This is a genomic window from Myxococcus sp. AB025B (assembly GCF_006518215.1).
Lineage (GTDB): Bacteria > Myxococcota > Myxococcia > Myxococcales > Myxococcaceae > Myxococcus > Myxococcus fulvus.
In genome coordinates, this window is sequence record NZ_SRLW01000059.1 from 18,838 (window position 1) to 39,907 (window position 21,070).

16 protein-coding genes are annotated in these 21,070 nt (G+C 70.4%); 1 reads left to right on the top strand and 15 read right to left on the bottom strand.

Features of this window, described 5'->3' with window-relative positions:
* Positions 1-45 precede the first annotated feature (45 nt).
* From FL311_RS12520 to FL311_RS12585, 14 genes are all read right to left on the bottom strand, one after another.
* Positions 46-342 (bottom strand): hypothetical protein, encoded by a 297-nt coding sequence (locus FL311_RS12520; RefSeq protein ID WP_141325259.1) that lies wholly within the window; start codon positions 340-342, stop codon positions 46-48.
* 140 nt (positions 343-482) lie between these two features.
* Complete coding sequence (locus tag FL311_RS12525) at positions 483-2,201, bottom strand: alkaline phosphatase D family protein (RefSeq protein ID WP_141325260.1); 1,719 nt, start codon at positions 2,199-2,201, stop codon at positions 483-485.
* 122 nt (positions 2,202-2,323) lie between these two features.
* Entirely contained in the window at positions 2,324-3,328 is a 1,005-nt protein-coding gene (locus tag FL311_RS12530; protein WP_141325261.1) for an alpha/beta fold hydrolase, read from the bottom strand.
* 153 nt (positions 3,329-3,481) lie between these two features.
* Complete coding sequence (locus FL311_RS12535) at positions 3,482-4,717, bottom strand: MFS transporter (RefSeq protein ID WP_141325262.1); 1,236 nt, start codon at positions 4,715-4,717, stop codon at positions 3,482-3,484.
* Positions 4,718-4,983: 266 nt separating this feature from the next.
* Positions 4,984-6,852 carry a CapA family protein gene (locus FL311_RS12540; RefSeq protein WP_141325263.1) on the bottom strand — a complete coding sequence of 623 codons (1,869 nt, stop codon included), beginning with the start codon at positions 6,850-6,852 and terminating at the stop codon, positions 4,984-4,986.
* A 104-nt stretch (positions 6,853-6,956) separates the two neighbouring features.
* Positions 6,957-7,463 carry a DoxX family protein gene (locus FL311_RS12545; RefSeq protein WP_141325264.1) on the bottom strand — a complete coding sequence of 169 codons (507 nt, stop codon included), beginning with the start codon at positions 7,461-7,463 and terminating at the stop codon, positions 6,957-6,959.
* Positions 7,464-7,594: 131 nt separating this feature from the next.
* Complete coding sequence (locus FL311_RS12550; RefSeq protein WP_141325265.1) at positions 7,595-8,167, bottom strand: DUF1629 domain-containing protein; 573 nt, start codon at positions 8,165-8,167, stop codon at positions 7,595-7,597.
* Positions 8,168-8,184: 17 nt separating this feature from the next.
* Complete coding sequence (locus tag FL311_RS12555) at positions 8,185-9,525, bottom strand: AHH domain-containing protein (protein ID WP_141325266.1); 1,341 nt, start codon at positions 9,523-9,525, stop codon at positions 8,185-8,187.
* 109 nt (positions 9,526-9,634) lie between these two features.
* Positions 9,635-10,411, bottom strand: coding sequence for a tRNA1(Val) (adenine(37)-N6)-methyltransferase (locus FL311_RS12560; RefSeq protein ID WP_141325267.1), 777 nt, complete (start codon positions 10,409-10,411; stop codon positions 9,635-9,637).
* A gap of 60 nt (positions 10,412-10,471) precedes the next feature.
* Entirely contained in the window at positions 10,472-12,340 is a 1,869-nt protein-coding gene (locus FL311_RS12565) for a PHB depolymerase family esterase (protein WP_141325268.1), read from the bottom strand.
* Between the two features lie 472 nt (positions 12,341-12,812).
* Complete coding sequence (gene gshB, locus FL311_RS12570) at positions 12,813-13,778, bottom strand: glutathione synthase (protein WP_141325269.1); 966 nt, start codon at positions 13,776-13,778, stop codon at positions 12,813-12,815.
* Between the two features lie 71 nt (positions 13,779-13,849).
* Complete coding sequence (locus FL311_RS12575; RefSeq protein WP_141325270.1) at positions 13,850-15,475, bottom strand: serine/threonine-protein kinase; 1,626 nt, start codon at positions 15,473-15,475, stop codon at positions 13,850-13,852.
* A 663-nt stretch (positions 15,476-16,138) separates the two neighbouring features.
* Positions 16,139-16,435, bottom strand: a complete 297-nt coding sequence (locus FL311_RS12580) for a hypothetical protein (protein WP_141325271.1) — start codon at positions 16,433-16,435, stop codon at positions 16,139-16,141.
* Between the two features lie 21 nt (positions 16,436-16,456).
* Complete coding sequence (locus FL311_RS12585) at positions 16,457-16,747, bottom strand: hypothetical protein (protein WP_141325272.1); 291 nt, start codon at positions 16,745-16,747, stop codon at positions 16,457-16,459.
* A 450-nt stretch (positions 16,748-17,197) separates the two neighbouring features.
* Between FL311_RS12585 and FL311_RS12590 the strand changes: the two genes are divergently transcribed.
* Positions 17,198-19,387: a tenascin-X gene (locus tag FL311_RS12590; RefSeq protein ID WP_141325273.1), complete on the top strand. Its 2,190-nt coding sequence runs from the start codon at positions 17,198-17,200 to the stop codon at positions 19,385-19,387.
* Here the strand turns inward: FL311_RS12590 and FL311_RS12595 are convergent.
* Positions 19,366-20,766, bottom strand: a complete 1,401-nt coding sequence (locus FL311_RS12595; RefSeq protein ID WP_141325274.1) for a DUF4166 domain-containing protein — start codon at positions 20,764-20,766, stop codon at positions 19,366-19,368. The two genes, FL311_RS12590 and FL311_RS12595, sit on opposite strands and share 22 nt — an antisense overlap.
* Positions 20,767-21,070: the final 304 nt, after the last annotated feature.

Sequence of the window (21,070 nt, forward strand, 5' to 3'; positions counted from 1 at the left end):
TCGCTTCGCTCCGCCCGGTGGGTCTTCCGGGCGGAGCCGGGTGCTTCAGTCCCCTTCCTCGATTTGTCGCTCCAGCGAGCGCTCACGACCGCGCCGCTCGCGCTCCAGCTCATCCGCCTCGTCGATGGGGCTGCGGATGTCGGGCACGTCGCCGCCCACGGGCGCGTCGCTGTCGAACGCGAACTTCGCCTCCTGGGTGCTGTGGATGGAGTCCGCCGCGTAGAGCGGCCGGGTGTCATCCGCCTCCAGCCCGCGCTCCACGCGGTCCTTCGCGAAGGTGGGCCGATGTCCCGAGGCCTTGCCACCCTTCGAGGGGTCGTTCTTCTTGTTGTCGGTGCCCATGTGGCGCTCCTCGCGCGAAGGGCGCGAGGTGCATCCCCGCGCCCACTCCCCATGGGCTCAATGTCGGAGCGACGCGGGCACACACCAAGCTCCGGGCGACAACAGCGGGGCCCGGCCGCATGCCCGGTGGACGGGCCAGCTCACGCCCCCGTCATCGTCGCGAGCGGCGGAGGCTCCACCACCACCTGCATGGACAGCGCGGTGTGCTCGGCCTCCCAGCGCAGCCACAGCTTGGGGCGCGACGTCTTCGAGCGCGCGGGCTCCACCCTCAAGGACAGCCAGTTGCGCTCGCGCAGGTAGCGGCTCTTGCCCACCGGCAGCATCTCCGTCTGCATGTACGAGGGCAGATCATCCACCGACTCCTCGGCCAGCATCCGCATGCCCATGAACTGGAGCATGCTCGGCGGCGGGTGGACGATGCCCGACGACGTCACCTGCTCGATGGCCGCCTCCGCGAGCCCCGCCGGCACGTGCTCCGGATTGCGCGAGCGGATGAGCCCTCGCGCGCCCACGTGCACGTCCCCGGACACCACCGTCACCGCGCAGCACGACGCCTTCGCCAGCTGGAGCAGGTCCACCATCAACCGGATGCGCTCGCCCCGGTGCGCCACCGACTCCCACTGGTCCAGCATGTCGTCGTGCAGCTCCGTGTCCCCGCCCAGCGTCTCCACCGAGGGCCCGAAGCGCAGGTGCACCAGCGGCACCGACGACAGCACCAGCACGTGCCGGGGCTTGCCCGCGCCCCGCCGCGCGTGCTCCTGGCGCCACGCATCCAGCGTGTGCCACTGCTCCGCGCTCATCACCTCGTGCGCCATCTTCCCGTTCGTCTGCCGCCGGTACGTGCGCCCGCTGCGCAGGTCCAACGCGAGCACGTCCACGTCGCACTCGGCGCCCGCGAAGCGCACGGACTGCAGATAGTGCCCCTCGCACGGCCTGCGCCGCGTCGGCTTCTCGGAGCCTCGCAGCGCGCCCAGCTGGAACGCCTCGAACGCGAGCGCCGCGGCGCTGTAGATGGACTCGAACCACTCGCAGGACTGCAGCGACTCGTGCGAGCCCCAGCCGTCGAAGATGTCGTGGTCATCCCACGTGAAGAGGCCCGGCACCCGCGCCAGCATCGGGGCGATGCCCGCCGAGCCACCCCACCGCTCGCAGTACAGCTCCACGTAGCGCGCCAGCATCTGCTCGTGGAAGCCCTTGGGCGGACCGAAGTCGCGGTTCAGCTTCTGCTCCAGCTCGCGCTTGCGGAACTCCAGGAGCGGCTCGTGGTCCAGCAGCGAGTCCGCGTACACCTGGTCGCCGCCACCCAGCAGCAGCTCGAAGCCGCCCTCCGTGGGCTCCTCGTGCTGGGCGAGCATGTCCATCCAGCAGCCGAAGGGCCGCTTCATCCGCATCACCGAGCTCCACGTCTTCGCGTCGCTCGCGCCGTTGCAGGAGAAGAAGGCCGCCTTGGGCAGCGCGCCCTTGGCCGGCACCACCACCGTCCCCAGCGTGTCCTGGTTCCACGGCCGGGGCGGCTGGTGCGGCGCGGAGAAGTCCACCTCCTCCAGCACTTCGCCCGCGTCCACCGGCTCGAAGCGGTACGTCACCCGCCGGGCCTTGTCCTCGCGCGCGAGCGTCACCTCCCAGCGCCACAGCAGGCCCGCCGCCCGGCCCTCCAGCGCGGAGAAGTCCGCCACCCGCCGGGGAGGGGCCACGACGGTGTCCGGCAGCACCGTGCCGTCCGAGGCGCGCAGGCGCAGCCGGGGGAGCCTCGCCGCGTCCACCGCGTCCGCCGACAGGTACAGGTTCACGAAGAACGACCACTGGTCCTGCGACGGCTGGGTGGTCGTGTACAGCATCGGCCCGAGCAGCTTCTTCATCCACGCCCCCTCGAGATGCGTCAGGGCCGTGAGCCCCGGATTCACGGACTTTAACCCGTGAACCCGGGGAGGGTGCGCTCATGCGGGGAGTGTGTCCCGCGTCCCCAAGTTGCCCACAGGGGCTACTTCGCGAGGAAGTCGAGCACGGCGGCGTGGAACTTCTCGGGGGCCTCGAGGTGGGGGATGTGGCCCACGCCGGGCAGCTCCACGAGGGTGGCCTGGGGGATGGCCTGGGCGGTCTTCTTCCCGAGCTGGGGGTACTGGCCCATCGTCGCGGCGACGTCGGCGGGCACCTTGCCTCGGCCGATGAAGGTGCGGTCCTCCTGGCCGATGACGACGAGGGCGCGCGGCTTGACCCACGGGAACTCGTGGACGACGGGCTGCTCGTAGATCATCTGCGACGTCCGGGCGGCGACCCGGGCCAGGCGCGGGTAGTCACCGCCGAGCGTCTGGCGGTAGAGGACCTGGACCCAGACGTCGTACTCGGGCTTCCACTTCACGTAGTACGTGTGGTGGTACTTGCGGGTGGACTCCTCCGTCACGGCGAGCTGCTCCTTGTAATAGGCCTCGGTGGGCTGCCAGGGGGCCTTCTCGCGGTAGTCCTCGAGGCCGATGGGGTTCTCGAGGATGAGGCGCTCGGTGGCCTGCGGGTACATGAGGGCGAAGCGGGTGGCGAGCATGCCGCCCATGGAGTGGCCGAGGATGACGGCCTGCTTGATGCCGAGCGAGTCGAGCACCTGCTTGGTGAGCGACGCGAGGGTGTGGAAGCTGTAGTGGACGTCGGGCTTGGACGAGCGGCCGAAGCCGAGCTGGTCCGGGGCGATGACGCGGAAGCCCGCGGTGGTGAGGGCGCGAATCGTGGGCTCCCAGTAGGCACCGAAGAAGTTCTTGCCGTGCAGGAGCACCACGGTGCGGCCATTGGCGCGCGCGGTGGGCTTCACGTCCAGGTAGGCGAGGCGCACGTCCTGGCCCTCGACCTGGGTGGACAGGTACTGCACGGGGAACGCGGAGGGCAGGCCCTCCAGCGCGGTGCCGAGTGGCTCGACGGGGGCCTTGGACTGGGCGAGGGCGGGAGGGGCCGCCAGCAGAAGGGCGGACAGGGCCAGGACGGATGGACGGATGGGCATGCGCTCCTCGGGAGGGGGTCGTCAGCGTCCGTGTGTAGCGCGCGGGTCGCCGGGACGCAGGCCCTTCGGCACCTGAACCGCCATTCATGTCCGGAGGTGGACCCCGGGCACCGGCCTCATCGTGGAGCGGGCGGGCACCCGGGGTGCGGGGGCTCAGGCGCGCGAGTCGTCGAAGCTGCGCGGGCTGAGCAGGCGCAGCGTCAGCACCAGGGCCAGGAAGATGACGCTGGCGGTGACGGTGACGAAGCGCACGCCCACGCGGTCGGCGAGCGCGCCCAGGGCCCAGACGCCCGCGGCGTACCCTCCGCCGAGCACCATGCTGTAGAGGCTGCTGACGCGCGCCTGCATGTCGCGGGGCACGCGCGAGGTGGCGAAGGCGTGCAGGCCGCTCATCAGCGTGAGGTAGTTGGCGCCGAGCAGGAAGATGACGGCCGCGGCCACGGTGAGCGTGGGCGACATCCAGTACACCGCGGACACCACGCCGATGGACATGGCGGCGAAGCCCAAAAGCTTGCGGTGGCCCAGCGCGTCCGCGAGCGTGCCCACGACGACGGCGGCCACCACCGCGCCCGCGCCCTGGCAGGCGACGAGCAGCGACGTCGCGGCGGCGCCCTGGCCGAAGACGTTGATGGCGAAGACGGGCACCAGGCCGATGAACGGCGCCACGAGCGCGGCCACGAACAGCGTGCCCCAGAGCACGCGGGAGATGTCCTCGTCCGCGCGGGCGACGGAGACGCCTCGGGTGATGCCGGCCCACAGGCTCTCCTTCGTGCGCGGCGTGTCGCGCGAGGGCAGCGTCACGCGGGACAGGGCGATGAGGCTCGCGACGAAGGACAGCGTGTTGATGAGCAGCGCCCACGACGCGCCGCCCATCTGGAGCACCAGCGCCGCGAGCAGCGGGCCCACGATGCGGCCCAGGTTGTACTGCGCCGAGTTGAGGCTCATGGCGCTGTGCAAATCGCGGGGTGGGACGAGCTCCGCGAGCATCGCGGAGAAGGCCGGGTTCGTCAGCGTGCTCGCGCAGCCGTTGAGCAGCGTGACAACACCGACGATGGGCACGGTGAGCTCGCCGATGAAGGCGAGCACGGTGAGCACCGCGGCCAGCACCAGCTGCACGGCGATGCCCAGCGCCACGTAGACGCGGCGGTCGAAGCGGTCCGCGAGCGCGCCGCCGAGCGGCGACAGGATGACGGAGGGGAGGAAGGCGAGGGCGACGATGCCGCCGGTCCACTCGGCGCGGCCGGTCTCCTGCGTGACGTACACGCCCATCGCCACCGTCTCCATCCAGGTGCCGATGTTGGAGATGAGGGCGCCCAGCCAGACCGCGAGATAGCCGGGGTGTTCGAAGGCGCGAAGCGAGGAGAGATGGGGCAGTCGAAGTGCGCGCACGGCGAGTTCCTTGTACCGCACGCGCCGACGACGTGCTCTCGCGAGCCGCGTCATCATTGGGGCCGCAATCACGCGGGTGGCAGAGGGGCCAGCAGCCAGGCTTCAGCGTGCGGTGGATGACGAAACCACCGACGACGCTCGCCGCGTCTTCGTGACACACAGTTCGCGCGCGGCGCGGACAGCACAGTGCACGCGCGACTCGTCGCGGCGGAGGACGGTGCCGAGCCTCCGAAGGGCTCGGCCTCGCGACACGACCTGGAACGCGCTCAGCGACGCACGGGAGCGGAGCGCGCGGAGACGGGACCCTTCCCGCTCGGGTGGATGGTGCCGTCCTCGGAGATGCGCGCCGCCGAGCCGGGGAAGTCCTCGGCGGACAACTCCTTCAGCAGCTTGATGACGGCGCCCTTCTCGTCGGGGACCGCGATGCCCTTGTCCACCTGCTTCGTGGCGAGCACGCGGCCGCCGGTGAAGGCACCCTCGCGGTCCAGCTCCACCTCGAGCACCATGCCGAGCCCCTGCGGACCCTTCAGGTTGAACCGCCCATACGTCGCGAAGTTCCCCAGCGAGTACGCGATGAGCCGGCCCTTGTAGAACTCCATGCCGCGCACGACGTGGGGACCGTGGCCGATGACCACGTGCGCCCCCGCGTCCACCATCGCGTGCGTGAAGAGCCTCAAGTCACCGCGGTCCTCGCCGAAGAACAGCTCGCGGCCCTGCGGGACATGCAGCGCCTTGCCGCCCTCCGCGCCCCCGTGGAAGGAGACGATGACGATGTCGTGCTCGACGGCCGCCGCGCGCACCAGCGCCGTGGCGGTCTCCGTGTTGTTGAGGTGGTTGCACGAGGGCGACGTGTGGAACGCCACCATGCCGATGCGCAGCCCGTTGCGCTCCACCGTCGCCACCGAGCCCGGCGGCCCGCTCCACGCGATGCCGAGCGCATCGAGCGTGGCCTCGGTCTCACGACGGCACAGCTCGCCGAAGTCGCCCGAGTGGTTGTTCGCCGTGGACGCCAGGTCCACACCCGCGTCCTTGAACACCTGGCCGTAGGCCGTGGGCGAACGGAACGCGTAGCAGTTCCTGGAAGAGCGGCACTTCTTCGTCGAGCCGTTGTCGCACAGCGGGCCCTCCACGTTCGCGAAGGTGACGTCCGCGTCCTCCATCAGCGAGCGCACACCGGCAATCACGCTGCTGGCGCCATCCGGTGGCAGGTTGCCCTCGGGGACGGTGGTGCCGAGCATCATGTCGCCCACGGCGCGGATGCGGACCTTGGCATCGAGCGGCGGGGGAGGGCGGTTGCTGGCGACCGGTGACTGGTTGAGCTTCGCCTGGAGCGCGGCCTGACCTCGGGCCTGGGCCAGCGCGGTCTCGAGGTCCGGGTGCTCGGGCGCGAGCTTCTGGACCTCGGTCCACTGCGTGAGCGAGTCCGCCCAGCGGCCTTCCACCGAGTACGCCCACCCCAGCTCCCAGCGGCAGTCCACGCGCGTGGGCAGGGCCTTCACGCACGAGGACAGCTCCTGGATGGCGACAGGGGTGTTCTTCTGCTGGAGGGCCTCGAGGCCACGGGCGTAGTGCAGCTCGGCGGCCTCGGGGTTCGGGACGGACGAGTCCCCCGAGCTCAAGGCCAGGACCGCGGCCTGGAGCGCACCGGCACCGGCTCGCGCGGCCAGGTCAGACAGACCTCCCGCCGGCGCGGGCTGCACGGTGGCATCGGTCGACGAGGGGGTCGAGGAAGCCAGTGCCACCGGAGCTCGCGAGGTCGTCGAGACCATGACCGAGCGTGCTCCCGCGCTCATCACGGCGGCCACGTTCGACGCGCTCAGTCCGGAGCGCGCCGCATGCGCCCCCACGCTCATCACGGCGGAGGACGCGCTCGGTCCCGGGCTCGCCATCGTGGCGCCCACGGCCATGCCCCTCACCACCGCGCGCGCTGACGCCTCACCGGCGCGTTGCGCGGCGTTGGCGAGCGCCTCCACCTCCCACGCGCTGCGCACGGACCGTGAGCCGGCCGAGGACAACAGCTCGGCGCTCCGGCCCATGGGCGTTGTGGAGAACTTGTGGGCGACGTCGGGCACGAGCTCCGAGGAGGGACCCGATGAGGTGGCGAGCGCGAGCAGGACGAAAGCGGACGGGAGCATGGCTCGGGCATCTTACGAGCCTTGGGGCCCTCCAGGGACAGCCCCCGTGTGCCTGTGACTTCAGCGGGCAGGCGGGCGGCCCTGCGGGGCCCGCCCGCCTACGCCTAACCCAGCAGGTCCAGGAGCCTGGAGCCCCGGCGCTGACGGGGCAGCAGCTTGAACCGCCGCAGCTCCTTGCGCTTCACCTGTGACTCCACCGCGCTGTGCACGGACAGCCGACCTGGGCCCCGCAGGAGCAACCCGAGGGCGATGGCGCACAGGGCGAGGTTGAACTCGAAGCCGCCCTTGGTGTTGTCGAAGCCCTTGGAGCCATGGACCTTCGCGATGGCGAACGCCTGGGTGACGAGCACGGCCACCGCCGCGGGTCGGGTCGCGATGCCCAGGATGGCGCCCACGCCCGCGAGGACTTCGGTCACGCCCGTGGCCAGCACCAGGGGCCTGGCTGGCTTGAGGCCGAGCTGTTCGAAGAAGCCCGCGTGCTGCTCGGTGCCCTCCTTGCGCAGCTTGGCGATGCCGTGCACCACCATGGTGGAGCCCAATGACAGTCGAGGAGGCAGCAAGGCCGCCGCCTTGAGGAGGTCCGGTTGCTCGGTCAGCGTCACGGAGTTCATTCCCTGTTCTCCTTGCTCGGGGGCCACGGGCCCGCCCGGGAAACCTGAGTACGTTGGGAACGCTCCATGACCCCGGCACCCGTGTGCCAGTTCTCCTCCCTCGGTGGACGACCGGGCCTTCGACCGCTCCGTCACACGGGAGTGAACTTCGCGCCCGTGGGCTTCAGCCGCTCCACGGCCTCCTTGATGTCCTCGGAGACGATGAGGGCGATGTCCCAACCTTCCGTGCGGAAGATCTTGGCATCGCCCACCTTGGAGGGGTCGATGCGAAGCCCCATCACGGATTTGTAGTCACCCACACGGTCTGGCTGGCCATGTTCGGGCAGCCAGTAACGCACCTCTTCGGACGCTTCGTCGTCGATACAGCGAAAGCGCTTCGTGACAACCAGGATGAGGTACTGGTCCGGCTTCCCCTGGATGTCGACCGGGATGAGCTGCACGTCGTCCGGAGCCAACTCCGCGAAGAGCGAAGCCATCTTGATATGGACGACGGGCACCGCACCTGTGCCCGCGATGCAGAAATCCAACGCCTTGCCTGGCTCGTTGATTGGCATCGAGAGACGACCCTCGACTCGGACAGGCTGTCCCGCCGTGAAGATATAAGGGTCCTCGACCTCATGACCCTGCGCGTCCTGGGGATCTCCCAGGTACCAGTACCCAGCTCGGACGTCCTCGTTCAGCCTGAAGTAGCGCACCCGTGGCATGGTGAAGGCTGTCTACCTCACTTCCCCTCCGTCACGAGCCTGTGGAGTTTCGTTCCCTGGGTCGAGACCTCGCTCGCCAGCTCCTTGAGTGCAGCGGTGAGTGACTCACGACAGGCCACCACGGTGCGGCACCTGCGCGTCGCATCCCGGAGTCTTTCGTGGACGGCCATGTGGTACTCCTCCGGGTGAGGCCCCTTGTGTCCCGGGACCGCGACGATGTTCTCGGGGTCCTTCAACTCCATCCCCGCCTTCTTGAAGATGTCCCTGAACCTCGGGGTCCATGGGCCTCCACGAGCAGCGGACCTGCTGTTCTTGTTCGTCGCGAGGTGATGCTTCTCGGTGCGTCCGCTCCTCGACTCCGAGGACGCCATGGCGACCGCGTGAGGCGCCAGCGCCACCGTGAAGCCCTCGGCCGACATCGCCACCGAGCGCACGCTGCCCACCGCCATGTACCGATAGCCCGCCTGCGCCTCCACCGCGACCGCCGCCTGCGCCGAGCCCGGCAGCCCTGACGCCTTCGCCGCCAACCCCGCCGTGCTCCCAATCGCCGCCGTCGCGAGCATCACGAAGACCCGCGCCGCGTTCTCTCCGAGCACCTCTCCGTACGCCTCTCCCGCCGCGCTGAGCTCCTCGAAGCTCCGCGCCCTGTCCGCCTCGCGCACCAGCACCACCCACCCATCCAGCACCCGCCACACCGTGTCCACGCCCAGGTACGCAATCGCTGTCGCCGTCAATAGCGCAGCCAGCCCCTTGGACACGGGCTCGGGCAGTGCCCACAAGAGCAAGTACATGCTCACGGACGCCGTCACCGTCGCCAGCAACGCCTGGGGGTCCGTCGCATCCTCCAGCGCCTCCGCCGTCTCCTCCCATACGGCGTCCATCGCGATGGCCAGCGCCAACGAGTACCGGCCGTCACTCCCCAGCAACGGTCCCTCTTCCAGCAGGCGCAGACAGTCTCCAGGCCGCGACTTGCGCTCGCACCAGCGCCCGTAGTCCCGTGTCAGCGCGTCATCGGCGTACGTCTCCAGCAACCGGAGTCCTCCGACGTCCCCGTCCCCGCGCGGGATGAGCTTGAGGCTCTGCGGCTGGTACTCGTACACGCCACTTCGCTCCGGGACGCCGAAGCGCTCGCGGGCCTCTCTCAACGGGTGCTCGAAGGGCCTCACGTCCCGAGCGAGCACCACCAGGGCCTCTTCGAACTCATCGTCGTCCAACTCCACCGGCCCCGCGTCCTTGTCCTCGAAGGGCACGTGGACCTCTGGCTCACCCTGGCCTGAGTCCAGTCGGACGACCCGCGTGCTCGAACAACCCACCAGGGTCAGTGCCAACAGCCACACGATGAAGCGATGCGCGCTCATCCAGCCCCCGTGCACATGACGTCGCGAGACTCGCGACGCAATAGCAGGGCGGTCCGACGTGCCATCGCACCGTCGGTCTCGGAATCACAGCCTCGGCCACCAGGTGGAGCTACGCCTGCTCCGAGAGCGGCGGGTCCATGAGCGCGGCCACCTCCGCCGAGTAACCCCCGGGTCCCTCTCCGTGGACCACGAGCGGCGGACGCACGGTGAGGCCCCGGTCCCTGTCTCGCACGGCCTGCACCAGGAAGCGCGTCGCCGGCGCCTCCACCCTCGAGTGCACGAAGCGCAGCACGCGCGGATGCAGCTTCGACTGCGCCAGCAACCCGAGCACCTCCGCCGCTCGCGCCGCCGGGTACACCAGGCTCACCAGTCCCCCAGGAGCCAACGCATACCGCGCCGCCGCGACCACGTCCCGGGCCTCACACGCCACCTCCGACTTGGAGATGGCGCGCTCGTCATCCGGACTGCGCACCCCCGCATCCGCCACCCGGAACGGCGGGTTCGACACGACCTGCACATACCCCCCACCCGTCACCTGCTCACGGATGCGCCGCAGGTCCCCGAGCATCGGCCGTACCCGGGACTCACAGTCATTGAGCGCCACGGCGCGCGTCAGCCGCGCATGCACCGCGGGCTGTACCTCCAGCGCATCCACGGGCCCCAGCCCGAACTGCTTCACGAGCAGCAGCGACACCACGCCGCTGCCCGCACCCAGCTCCAATATCCGCCCCGAGCCCTGCGGGGACTCCGTGGCCGCGAAGGCCGCGAGCAGCACCGCGTCCAGCGTGAACCGATACCCATCCCGTCGCTGGAAGACACGCACGCCCGAGGTGCCGATGGAGTCAAGCGTCTCGTCCGGGCCGGGCTGTGAGGCGGAGTCAGTCACGGGGGGGACGCCATGCTCGCATCCTCGTCGAACAGGCGTCCACCCCGGGCCCGCCTCACGTCACGGTGTGTACACGACGGTCAGCACCGCGTTCGCCGAGTCCCGCACGAACAGGTACTGCGTCGCCGTCTGCTCCTGGCTGAAGCGCAGCCGCAGCTGCGTCCTGCCCGCCACGTTGATGGCCCCCAGGCCCGCCCCGCTGAAGTCCGCCGAGGCCCGCGCTCCACTGGTGAACCGCTCGATGCCCGCCACCGCGCTCGCGTCCGCCGCCGCCGCCCAGTCCGCGCCTTCCGTGGACGCTGCGTTGAACGTGCCGGACTTCACGTCGATGACCAACGTGTTCCCCGCCGGCGTGGACCAGGGGTCCCCCGAGCCCGACGAGTAGCTCACCGTGAGGAATGCCCGCGTCACCGTGGCCCCGTCCGGCAGCGTCGACGTGTCGAACGAGAGGAAGGAGCGGTTGTACTTCCCATCCGTCCCACGCCCGAGCGCCAGGTTCGTCAGCGTCCCGAGCACCGCGCCGCTGCCATCCGCGTTCGCCTTCAGGTAGCCATCCTCCGCCGCGATGCTCGTGAAGCTCACGGTGACGGGCGTGGGAGGCACGCCGGCATTGTCCACCGTGACGCTCGTGTCGTTGTCCGTCGCCGCATTCCCCGCGGCGTCATAGGCCCGGGCCCCCAGCGTGTGCGCGCCGTTCGCCACCGTCCGGCTGTCCCACGCAAGCTCGTACGGCGCCACCGTGTCCGTCGCCACCGGAGCGCCGTCCACCAGCAGTTCCACGCGGGCCACGCCCACCGCGTCCGTGGCGCTCACCTTCACCGTCACCGTGCCGCTCACCGTGGCACCGCTCGCCGGAGACGTCACATCCACCGTGGGAGGCGTGGTGTCACCGCCCGGCTCGCCACCGCCCCCTATGAGGCCGAAGAACTTCGCCTGGTGGTACACGGAGCACAGGTTCACATCCGTCACGTACGCACCCACCGAGCCGCAGGCCGTGGTGCTGCCCGGGAAGTTGAACTGCGCGTCGAACGCCACCGCGTGTCCCATGCCGGTGAGCTCCCACGTCTCCACCAGGGCCCGACCCGCGCCATCGCGATAGACCTTGTGCGGAAAGCCGCCCACCGTCTCCGTGGTGTCCGGCGTCTGGTCGATGCCGTGCACGTTCGTCCACTGCTCCATCGCCTCGGTGCCGTTCATCGGCCGCACCGTGAAGTCACTGGTGCCGTACCAGATGGACACCGGAGGACGCGGGCCCGCGTAGCTCGGGTAGCCACCACGCGCCAGGTCCCCCCAGGCCGCGGGCGTCTTGTCCAGGCCGCTCATGCACGTGAAGGCCGCGTTCACCGACGTGGAGCAGCGGTGGGGTCCGCCCGCGTTGATGGCGCCGGCGCGGAAGACATCCGGGTAGACGGCGAGCAGCGAGGACGCCATGTAGCCGCCCGCGGAGAAGCCCGTCACGTACACCCGCGACGCGTCGATGGAGTAGGTGGCCTTCATCGCGTCCACCATCTGCTTGATGGACAGCGCCTCGCCCGCGTCGCGCGTGGTGTCTCCGATTTCGTACCAGTTGAAGCAGCTCGTCCCACTGTTGGCGCTCTGCTGCTGCGGATACACCGCGTAGAACTTGTAGACGTTGGCCGCCGCCGTCCAGCCGCCCAGCTCCATGCCCGTCGCGTTCTGCGTGCAGCCGTGGAGCACCACCACCAGCGGCGCGTTGGCCGGCATGTCCGAGGGCACGTGCCGGAACATCAGCAGGTTGCCCGGGTTGCTACCGAAGCCCGTCACCTGGGTGAGCGCCTGCTCGGAACTTTCGAGCACCGAGTCACCCGAGAGGCCGACCTCGGTTCCGCCACAGCCGAGCGCGCCCAGGCCCAGCGCCACGGTGAAGGTGAAACACGTCGAGGAGAGTCGAGAACGCCACGACGACATGGTGCCTCCCGGGCCGTCGAGGGGAAGGGGGATGACGGCCGCGGGCGGCAACGTGACTCCCCCGCACAACCCTGATTCAAGGCGCGCCGCGTCGCCCGGGCGATGAAACCTGAACCAGGGTTCATTTCAGCGCACCGCGTCGGCACCCTGGAACCTGAACCGTCCTTCAGCTCACCTTCTCTCGGAGAACCGGTCCGGACAGGCCCGTCGACGGACTGTTCTCCCGACGTCAGCGGTCACCCGCGAAGAAGACGACCTCGCCAACGTCGATTCAGGGCCGGGGCCATCCGCGACGGACAGGGCGGGGTCGCAGGAGCCCGCCCCGGTGGGCTGCTGTCATCCCGTCACACCCGTAACCCGCGCCCGGCATGAGGCTCTCCGCACGTCCCACGGAGGCACGCGCCCCGCCCTCCCGAACGATGGCGCGGACAGGGCCGGGGCATCCACCACGAGACCCGCTCCGCCCCGGACCTCAGGCCTTCGGGCGCCGTGCCGCCAGTCGCTCGGCCACGTCGAGGACGCGAGCCTCGATGCACACGTCGTCCAGGTGGTTCGCCTCCACCAGGCCCGTGGGGCTCGTCACGTTCACCTCGGTGAGGAAGTCGCCGAGCACGTCGATGCCCACGAGCAGGAGCCCGCGCTTGCGCAGCTCCGGCTTGAGCCGCTCGCAGATCTCCAAATCGCGCGCCGACAGCACCGCCTTGTGGGGCGTGCCCCCGGCGGCCATGTTCCCGCGGTGGTCGTCCCCGGACGGCACGCGCAGCACGCCGCCCACGGGCTCACCGTCCACCAGGATGATGCGCTTGTCGCCCTGTCGGCTCTCCGGGATGTACGCCTGCGCGACGACGGCCTCGCGGCCTCCGCTGGTGAGCAGCTCCGCGGCGGAGCGCGCGTTGCGGTCCCCCGGCGCGAGGAAGAGGATGCCCTTGCCGCCGAAGCCATCCACCGGCTTGAGGATGGTGCCCTGCGCGTTCCTCGCGATGAAGTCCAGGAGCACCGGCAGCTCCCGGGTGATTCGCGTGTCCGGCATCAGGTCCGGGTAGCGCAGACTGAAGAGCTTCTCGTTCGCGTCGCGGATGCCCGCCGGGTCGTTGATGTAGACGGGCGGACGGCCGCCACACAGCTCCACCAGCTGCGTGGCGTGCAGGAACTCCGCGTCCACCGGCGGGTCCTTGCGCAGGAACAACACGTCCACCGTCGACAGCTCGCGCGGCGCCTCGTCCAGCACGTCGAAGTGCCGTCCCAGCTCCCGGCGCACCGTGACGTGGCGCATGCGCGCCTCCGCCACCCGACCGTTGAAGCGCAGCCACCCTTGCTCGAAGTAGACCACCCGGTGGCCTCGCTTCTGCGCCTCCAGCATCAGCGCGAAGGTGGAGTCGTGGTCCACCCTCACCGTCTCGAGGGGGTCCATCAGGAAGCCAAGGGTGAGCGGGGCCATGGGTCTCGAAAGGAAGGATGAGGGCGCGCGAAGATAACAGGCCCCCTCGTCATCGCAGCGGATTCACACCCTCAGGGCAGGTCCTGCCAGCTCTCGAATTTGCTCACCGTCGTCTCCCCGGCGTGGATGACCACGGGCAGGGAGCGCGATTTGCCCTGGGGGTCGACGATTCTCAGCGTGTGCTTGCCCACCGGCAGGGAGACCCCCAGGAGCGGCGTCACGCCGAGCTTCTTGCCTCCCAGATACACGGGCGCCGACTGCCCCGTGATGTTGAAGGTCAGCTTGCCCGTGGCTCGCGAGGGCCTGGTGCGCTCCGGCTTCGAGCCCTCGTCCGGCGGCTCCCCCTGCGCGCCGACGTTCCTCGGCGCGGGCTCCGGCTTCGCTCCTGGAACAGGTTCATCGGGGCCCGGCCCCAGGTTCCCCATCATGGCCCGGGGCTGGATGGGACGCAGCCTGGCGTCCTGCGGCTCCTCCTCCCGCACGGGCACCATCGTCGCCGAGTCATCCAGCGCGCGGCTCAGCTTCACCGCGCCATAGATGCCTCCGCCGAGGATGCTCAGCAGCACCAGCCCCCAGAGCACATTGGACCGGAGCTTCTGCGCGGGCGTGAGCTCGTCACCGTCCAGCGGCGGCGGCGCCTCGGTCTTCACCGTCGACACCTTGCGCGAGGGCTTCTTGCCGCCCTTCATCGGCGTGTTGCCCGACCGGGGCGTGGCCTGCTCCTCGCGCACCGGCAGGTACGGCCCGTCATCCCCGCGCAGGGCGCGCTTCGCGGAGTCCACCATGAGCGAGCTGGCCGTGCCGTCCACGCTCTCCAGCAGCGCGCGCGTGGCCGCCATCCGCTCCGCGAACATCTCCTTCATCAGGGTGGCGCGGTGCTCCGCGTCCTGCATCAGCGTCCCCGCCGCCGCCTCCAGCGCCCGCGCCATGTCCCGCCCGTTGGCGAAGCGCTTCTCACGGCTGCGCTCCAGCGCCTGCATCACCACCTTGGAGATCTGCTCCGACACGTGCGGCGTGACGTGCGAGGGCCAGGGGATGGGCGCCTCGAGGATCTTCATCATCTCGTCGCGCTCCGTCCTGCCCGCGAACAGGCGCGCGCCGGTGAGCATCTCGTGCAGCATCACCCCCACGGAGAACAGGTCGCTGCGCCCATCCAGCTTCTCGCCGCGCACCTGCTCCGGGGACATGTAGCCGGTGGTGCCCTTCACCGTGCCCGCGTGCGTGCGCTCCAGGCTGTTCTTCGCCTTGGCGATGCCGAAGTCGAGCAGCTTCACCATGCCGTCGTACGTCACCATGATGTTCTTCTGGGCGACGTCGCGGTGGATGACGGGGCTGGGCTCGCCCGAGGGCGCGGTGAAGGTGTGCGCGTAGTGCAGCGCCATGCAGACGTCGCGCGCCACCGACAGCGTGAAGCCCAGCGGCACCGGGCGATGGTGGCGCAGGCACGCGCTGGTAATCTGGTTCAGGTTCTGCCCGGCGATGAACTCCATCGCCAGGAAGAGGCCGTCCTCCTCCTGCCCCAGGTCGAACACCTGCGCGATGTTCGGGTGGTTGAAGGCCGCGGTGATGCGCGCCTCGTCCAGGAACATCCGCTCGAACTGCTCGTTGTCCCGAGCGTCCGGAAGGATTCGCTTCACCACCACGTACTTGCGGAAGCCACCCGGACCCGAGGTGAAGCCGAGGAACAGCTCGGCCATGCCACCCACGGACAGCTGCGTGACGACCTCGTACTTCCCGATGCGCTCGCCCCGATAGAAATCGATGGGTCAACCCTCCTCGCCAGCGCCCCGCCACCGGAGCCGCAACGCCGCCGAGGATAACAGGCTTGTATGGCGCGGACCTGCGGTGAGAACACGCCGTCACCCACCGTCTTCCCTTCATCCACCACGAGCCTGTGGATGGCCTGTGGACAGCGGGGGGATGGCTGTGGAGAAACCCCGGCGTGGATCAACCCCTGTGGGTGGCCGGGGGAAACCGCCAATTTACCCACATATAGCATCGCGCGAATTCGTCAGTCATCCCGCGAGCTTGCTGACTTGTCCCCAACTCCGTGCCCTCTACTTCTTCCACCACTTGATCAATACCCCATCTCCCTTTTGAAGAAGCAGACGGTGCCTGTGACTTGCGCCTGTGGATGAACGCCACACGGCTGTAACACCCTGGCATCCGGACACGCGGGCGGCGCCCACGGCGGCACGCGGGCCACCAGGCACGAAGCCATCAGGAGCCCACGCCAGCAGGCCTCGCCAGGCGGCCGTGGAGGGCCCTGGGGCGCGCGCCGGGCCTTCGCGGGCACACCGGGAGCTTCCGGGGTCGGAACAGGGCGCCAGCAGGCGCTGGGGGCCTTGGGCCCTGGAAGCTCAGGTCAGCGCGGCGCGCAGACGCTCGAGGAGGCCGGGCAGGGCCGTGAGCAGTTCACGGTCCGTGTGCTCCAGGGCATTGCGGAGGATTTCGAGGTCCTCGGCCGAGCGCTCCGCGTTCACCATCCGCTGGAGCATGCGCAGCCGCTGGTTGCGCAGCACGAGGCGCGCGAGGGTGTCCTCCAGCTCCTCGCCGAGCGCGTCATCCAGCTGCAGGTCGCGGCTGATGAGCTCGCGCAGCTGCTCGACCAGATAGGTCAGGTCCCAGGATTCTTCGTAGCCGGCCCGTCGAGACATTGCTTCCACGCATCGCCGGGCTCAGCCCAGCGCTCGAGCCCGGGAGAGTCCGGCCAGGGTCAGCCGGGCACGGGACGGGTCCATCTCCACGGTCACGTGGCACTCGTCGAAGTCCAGGTTCAGCGCATACGGCTCCGACGCGGGCAAAAGGCCGCGCTCCTGGTGCGCCAGCGCGGCCATGCGGAAGAGCTCCGACAGCAGCGCCTGCCGCGTCTTGGGCGTCAGCCCGTCCACGGTGCCTTGCAGGCTGCGTGGGATGAGCACGGTGAAGGCCTGGGAGGACGTGGAGCCCGTGTCGGCGACGGAGGTCATGCCGGCGCTGATTGCGAGAACCGTACCTTTCCTGGATCCAACCATTCCGCGCGGTTGGAGTGGGTCGGCCGCGACCGTCTGAAAAAATCACAGGGTGTGGGTGGACGCGGTCTGAAGTGTCTTCGGGAAGGCGCGCCTTCCGGGCCTCCACCGGCTTCCATTACCCGACTGGATGAGGATTCCGTCCGACGTTCATCTCTGCGGCGAGGCTGCGACTTCGGGGTGCTGGTGGCGCGGCGTCCGGTGAGGGCCCTGGGGAGGCCCCGGAAGTCGTCACGCGGGGAACGTGTGTCGCCACGTGCTGGCGTGAGCGCGCCATGACGCGAGCGTTCAGCAGCCGAAACGCGCGGCCCGCGTGAGAGGCGATGGCGGACAGGCGCGAGGCGCTCACCCCTCGCATCACGGGGAGCCCGGGGCTATACGCGGAGGGCTGGAGTCCGGGAGGCACCCATGGCGCGCGCGACGAGCACAGGCGGGGCGGGGTGGGCCGTCATCGTGATGGCGGTGGTGTTGGGCACGGGGCTTGTCGCGTGCCGCGAGGGCCCGTCGCTGGTGGGCGCGCAGGGGCGGCTGCGGTTGTCGGTCGACCGGCTCGACTTCCCCTTCGCGTATCCGGGGGGCACGCGTGAGGCGGAGGTGCGCGTGCTCAACGCGGGGCGCGCGCCGCTGGACGTGACGTGGACCGCGGTGGAGGCGCCGTTCTCGCTGGTGGAGGGGCTGCCCTCGCGCGTGGGGATGGAGGAGGTGCCCGTGCGGGTGCGCTTCGGTCCCCGGGCCATCGGCACGTTCGAGTCGCGGCTGGTGGGCACCGCGTCGGATGGAGGGCGCGTGGAGCTGGTGCTGGCGGGCGAGGCGCGGCCGACGCCCGACTGTGTCCCGGTGGTCTGCGCGACCTCGACGTTCGACCCCGTCACCGAGCGCTGCGTGGAGACGGTGTCGCCGGACGGCACCGCGTGCAACCCGGGCAGCGCGTGTCTCACCCTGGCCACCTGTCAGCAGGGGCGGTGTCGGGGGCAGGAGCGGCCGTGTGACGACGGCAACGCGTGCACCACGGATGCGTGCCATGCGCTGGATGGGTGCCGCTCGGTGCCGGCGCCGCCGTGTCCCGGGGGCGGGCCGTGCCAGGTGGGCACGTGTGATTCGAAGCTCGGGTGCGGTCTGGCGGATGCGCCCGATGGCACCTTCTGCGGGACGGAGCGCGGCTGCGACGCGGCGGACGTGTGCATCGAGGGCGCGTGCGCGCGGAGGGACTTGCCGGACGGCTTCGTCTGCGCGTCGGCCAGTCCGTGTCAGGCGGAGGGCCGGTGTCGCGGGCCCGTGTGCGAGCGCCCCGCGGCGGTGACGCTGGCGCCGGACTGGAGCCTCGACGCGGCGGCGTACCCGCGCAACCTGCATGATTTGCTGGTGGGGCCCGAGGGGGACGTGACGCTGTCGGGCTTCTACGAGTCGGCGCTGCTGGACGCGGCGGCGCCGACGCCCATGCTGAGCCGGGACGCGGCCCGGCGGTGCATGCTGTGGAATGACCGGCTGTTGTGCATGGATTTGCCCGAGGACGGCACGGTGTCGCTGATGGAGCGGTACACGGGGGTGCCTCGGTGGACCTTCACGCTGGGGGACGCGCGGCCGGACATCCGGCAGCGCACGGAGACGCTCTTCCTGGCGCGACTGGCGGTGATGGCGCCGGACCGGCTGGCGGCGCTCTTCGAGGCGTATCCCGCGGGGGAGCGGCGCGAGACGTTGTGCCGCATGTACTTCCTGGTGGTGTTGGACGCGTTCGGACAGATGGTGTCCGCGCAGGAGCTGACGGACCCGCTGTTGTCCGAGTGCAACCACCCGCACCCTTTCGGCGTCGTGTCCGACGCGGCGGGGGATTTGTATGTGTCCTTCTCGCAGACGCTGAACGTGGGGGCACCGCTGCATGCGGGCGCGCCTTCGTTGTTGATGGCGTTCTCGTCGGACGGGGTGCCGCGCTGGCGCAAGTCCCAGGGGCAGCGCGCCGGAGAGCTGGCGGTGGTGGACGGGCTGCTCTTCGCGGAGCGGGGCGGGCAGGCGCTGCGCACGGCGGATGGCTCGGTGGCGGGGACGATTCCGCAGGTCTTCGGCCGCGTGGTGGCCACGCGCGAGCGACTGGTTCCGAGCGCGCCGGGCACGACGGTGAATGTCGGCGACGAGGGCAACGCGCCCGCGGCCACGCAGCTGCGGGGCTTCGCGCTGCCCTCACTGAGCCCCGTGTGGACGTACTCGCTTCGCTCGGGACAGTCGCTCACCACGAAGGAGCTGCGGCTGGCGACGTGGCCGGAGACGCCGGGGCTGCCACCGAGGACGCTGGTGCTCACCACGGCGACGGATGCGGACGACGCGCAGCTGCTCGTGGGCGTGCGGGTCTCCGACGGCAGCGAGGCGTTCCAGTGCCGGTTGGACTACCAGGCGCGCACCATGCCCCAGTTGCTGGAGCTGGCGCCGGGTGCGCTGCTGATGATGGATGGGGCTGAGACGTGCGGCGAGTGCGACCCGCCGTTCGCCTCCAGCCAGGCGCGCTTCCAGCGCTTCCCGATGCCGGGGTTGCTGCCCGCGAACGAGCCCTGGCCCGGGACGTTTGGTGGACCGGGACACGACCATCACGAGGGCGCGGACCACTGAGCCTCGTAGTGGATGCAGCCCAGGGGCGCGCGGGACGACGAGCTCCAGCGGAAGGTGCCGATGATGTCCACGCGGGTGGGGTCGTCGCGTGAGGGGAGGATGCGGAACTCCACGCCGCGTCCCACGGGGGGCAGCACCAGCCCGTGCCACCGCAGCGTGCCGCCTCGCAGCCGGATGCCGCCGTCGTCGAGCACCGACACGTCCAGCGCCAGGTCGAGGCCGTGCTCGACGAAGACCTCGTGGAGCTGGTTGCCTCGCAGGACGAAGTCCGAGTCGAAGCTGCGCAGGGCTCCGTCGCAGTACAGCTCGCGGACGAAGTGCATCGAGCCATCGGCGCGGCGGAAGGTCCGGAAGCGTCCGGGGAACGTGCGTGCCCCATGCTCGAAGAGGCCCTGGCCCGACAGTCGCGTCGCGACCCAGGCCAACACCCGCGCGGTGCGCGAGGAGAACGTCACCGAGGCGCGCACGCTCCAGGCGCCGGGGTTGGCGTAGAAGCGGATGACCCGCTCGTCCACGCGGGACACCTCCGGGCCCATCGCGCTCGCGAGCAGGGACCAGGCATCCGAGGGTCTCGTGCGCTGTCCCCGATGCAGCGCCTTCACGCCCCGCCGGTACACTCCCGCCGCCGTCCACGCGGTGAGGAAGCTCGAGAGCAGCAGCCACGCCGCGTGGCGCTCGCCGACGAGGCCCGGGGCCCGATGCCAGCGCGGCAGGCACAGCGCGCGCAGCGTGGCCCAGGCGTAGTGACGCAGGAGCACCCAGCCCGCGCTCGTCAGTCGCACCACCGAGAGCGCGAGCCCGTGCGCGATGGCGCTCTCCCCGGGCACCGCGCCCGCCAGCGCGTGCTGGTCGAAGAAGCGCGCGCCCAGCGTCATCTCCACGTGCTGGACGAGCAGACGCCACAGCGGCTCGCGCTCATGGGCTCGAGCCTCCTCGAGGAACGCCGCCTCATGACCGAGCTCGCGTCCGCGCGCGACATCGACCATGTGGGCTTCAATCCACCGCTCGTCGCGCACCTCCATCGGCAGGCCGTCGGCGCATGCGCTCGCATAGGCGCTCCACTCCGGCGTGCGAGGCAGCCCGGTCTCATCCACCGGCATGACCGCGGCGCCCAGACGGGCGAAGGGCTCGGACACGCCCCAGAAGCGGCCCAGCGTCACCGCGCTGGCCGCGAGCAGGTGCACCCGGGCCATGCGGCACGGATTCACCCGGTAGAAGTCCACGAGCAGCCCGAGCGACAGTCGACAGGCCCGCTGACGCAGGACGAAGCCATGCAGTGCCTCCGTCGAGGCGTGGGGGAGGGCGTCACGCGCCTCGTCGAGCTCCTCCTCGTGGAGCGTGTCCTTCCACGAGGCTGCTCCCCTGGCATGAGACAGCACTTCGCGTGCCTCCGCGAGAGCCGCTGCTTGAAGCGCGCCTTCTCGCGACGTGGCCTCCATGGCGTGAGGCATGGCTTCGCGTGCCTCCGCGAGAGCCGCTGCTTGGAGCGCGCCTTCTCGCGACGTGGCCTCCGTGGCGTGAGGCATGGCTTCGCGTGCCTCGGCAATCGCCGCCGCTGCCCGGAGCGCACCCTCTCTCATCGGCTCACGGGCGTCGGCGTGACGCGCCAGACTCGCCACCCGCGCCTCGAACGTCCTGGCCCCCGCGCTCACGGAGACACCCCCACGAGCCGCGCCCCCGAAG

Excerpts from the sequence above, each read along its gene's own strand:
- FL311_RS12520 (WP_141325259.1), bottom strand. The coding sequence starts at position 342 with ATGGGCACCGACAACAAGAAGAACGACCCCTCGAAGGGTGGCAAGGCC.
- FL311_RS12525 (WP_141325260.1), bottom strand. The coding sequence starts at position 2,201 with ATGAAGAAGCTGCTCGGGCCGATGCTGTACACGACCACCCAGCCGTCG.
- FL311_RS12530 (WP_141325261.1), bottom strand. The coding sequence starts at position 3,328 with ATGCCCATCCGTCCATCCGTCCTGGCCCTGTCCGCCCTTCTGCTGGCG.
- FL311_RS12540 (WP_141325263.1), bottom strand. The coding sequence starts at position 6,852 with ATGCTCCCGTCCGCTTTCGTCCTGCTCGCGCTCGCCACCTCATCGGGT.
- FL311_RS12545 (WP_141325264.1), bottom strand. The coding sequence starts at position 7,463 with ATGAACTCCGTGACGCTGACCGAGCAACCGGACCTCCTCAAGGCGGCG.
- FL311_RS12550 (WP_141325265.1), bottom strand. The coding sequence starts at position 8,167 with ATGCCACGGGTGCGCTACTTCAGGCTGAACGAGGACGTCCGAGCTGGG.
- FL311_RS12555 (WP_141325266.1), bottom strand. The coding sequence starts at position 9,525 with ATGAGCGCGCATCGCTTCATCGTGTGGCTGTTGGCACTGACCCTGGTG.
- FL311_RS12565 (WP_141325268.1), bottom strand. The coding sequence starts at position 12,340 with ATGTCGTCGTGGCGTTCTCGACTCTCCTCGACGTGTTTCACCTTCACC.
- gshB (WP_141325269.1), bottom strand. The coding sequence starts at position 13,778 with ATGGCCCCGCTCACCCTTGGCTTCCTGATGGACCCCCTCGAGACGGTG.
- FL311_RS12575 (WP_141325270.1), bottom strand. The coding sequence starts at position 15,475 with ATGGCCGAGCTGTTCCTCGGCTTCACCTCGGGTCCGGGTGGCTTCCGC.
- FL311_RS12580 (WP_141325271.1), bottom strand. The coding sequence starts at position 16,435 with ATGTCTCGACGGGCCGGCTACGAAGAATCCTGGGACCTGACCTATCTG.
- FL311_RS12585 (WP_141325272.1), bottom strand. The coding sequence starts at position 16,747 with ATGACCTCCGTCGCCGACACGGGCTCCACGTCCTCCCAGGCCTTCACC.
- FL311_RS12590 (WP_141325273.1), top strand. The coding sequence starts at position 17,198 with ATGGCGCGCGCGACGAGCACAGGCGGGGCGGGGTGGGCCGTCATCGTG.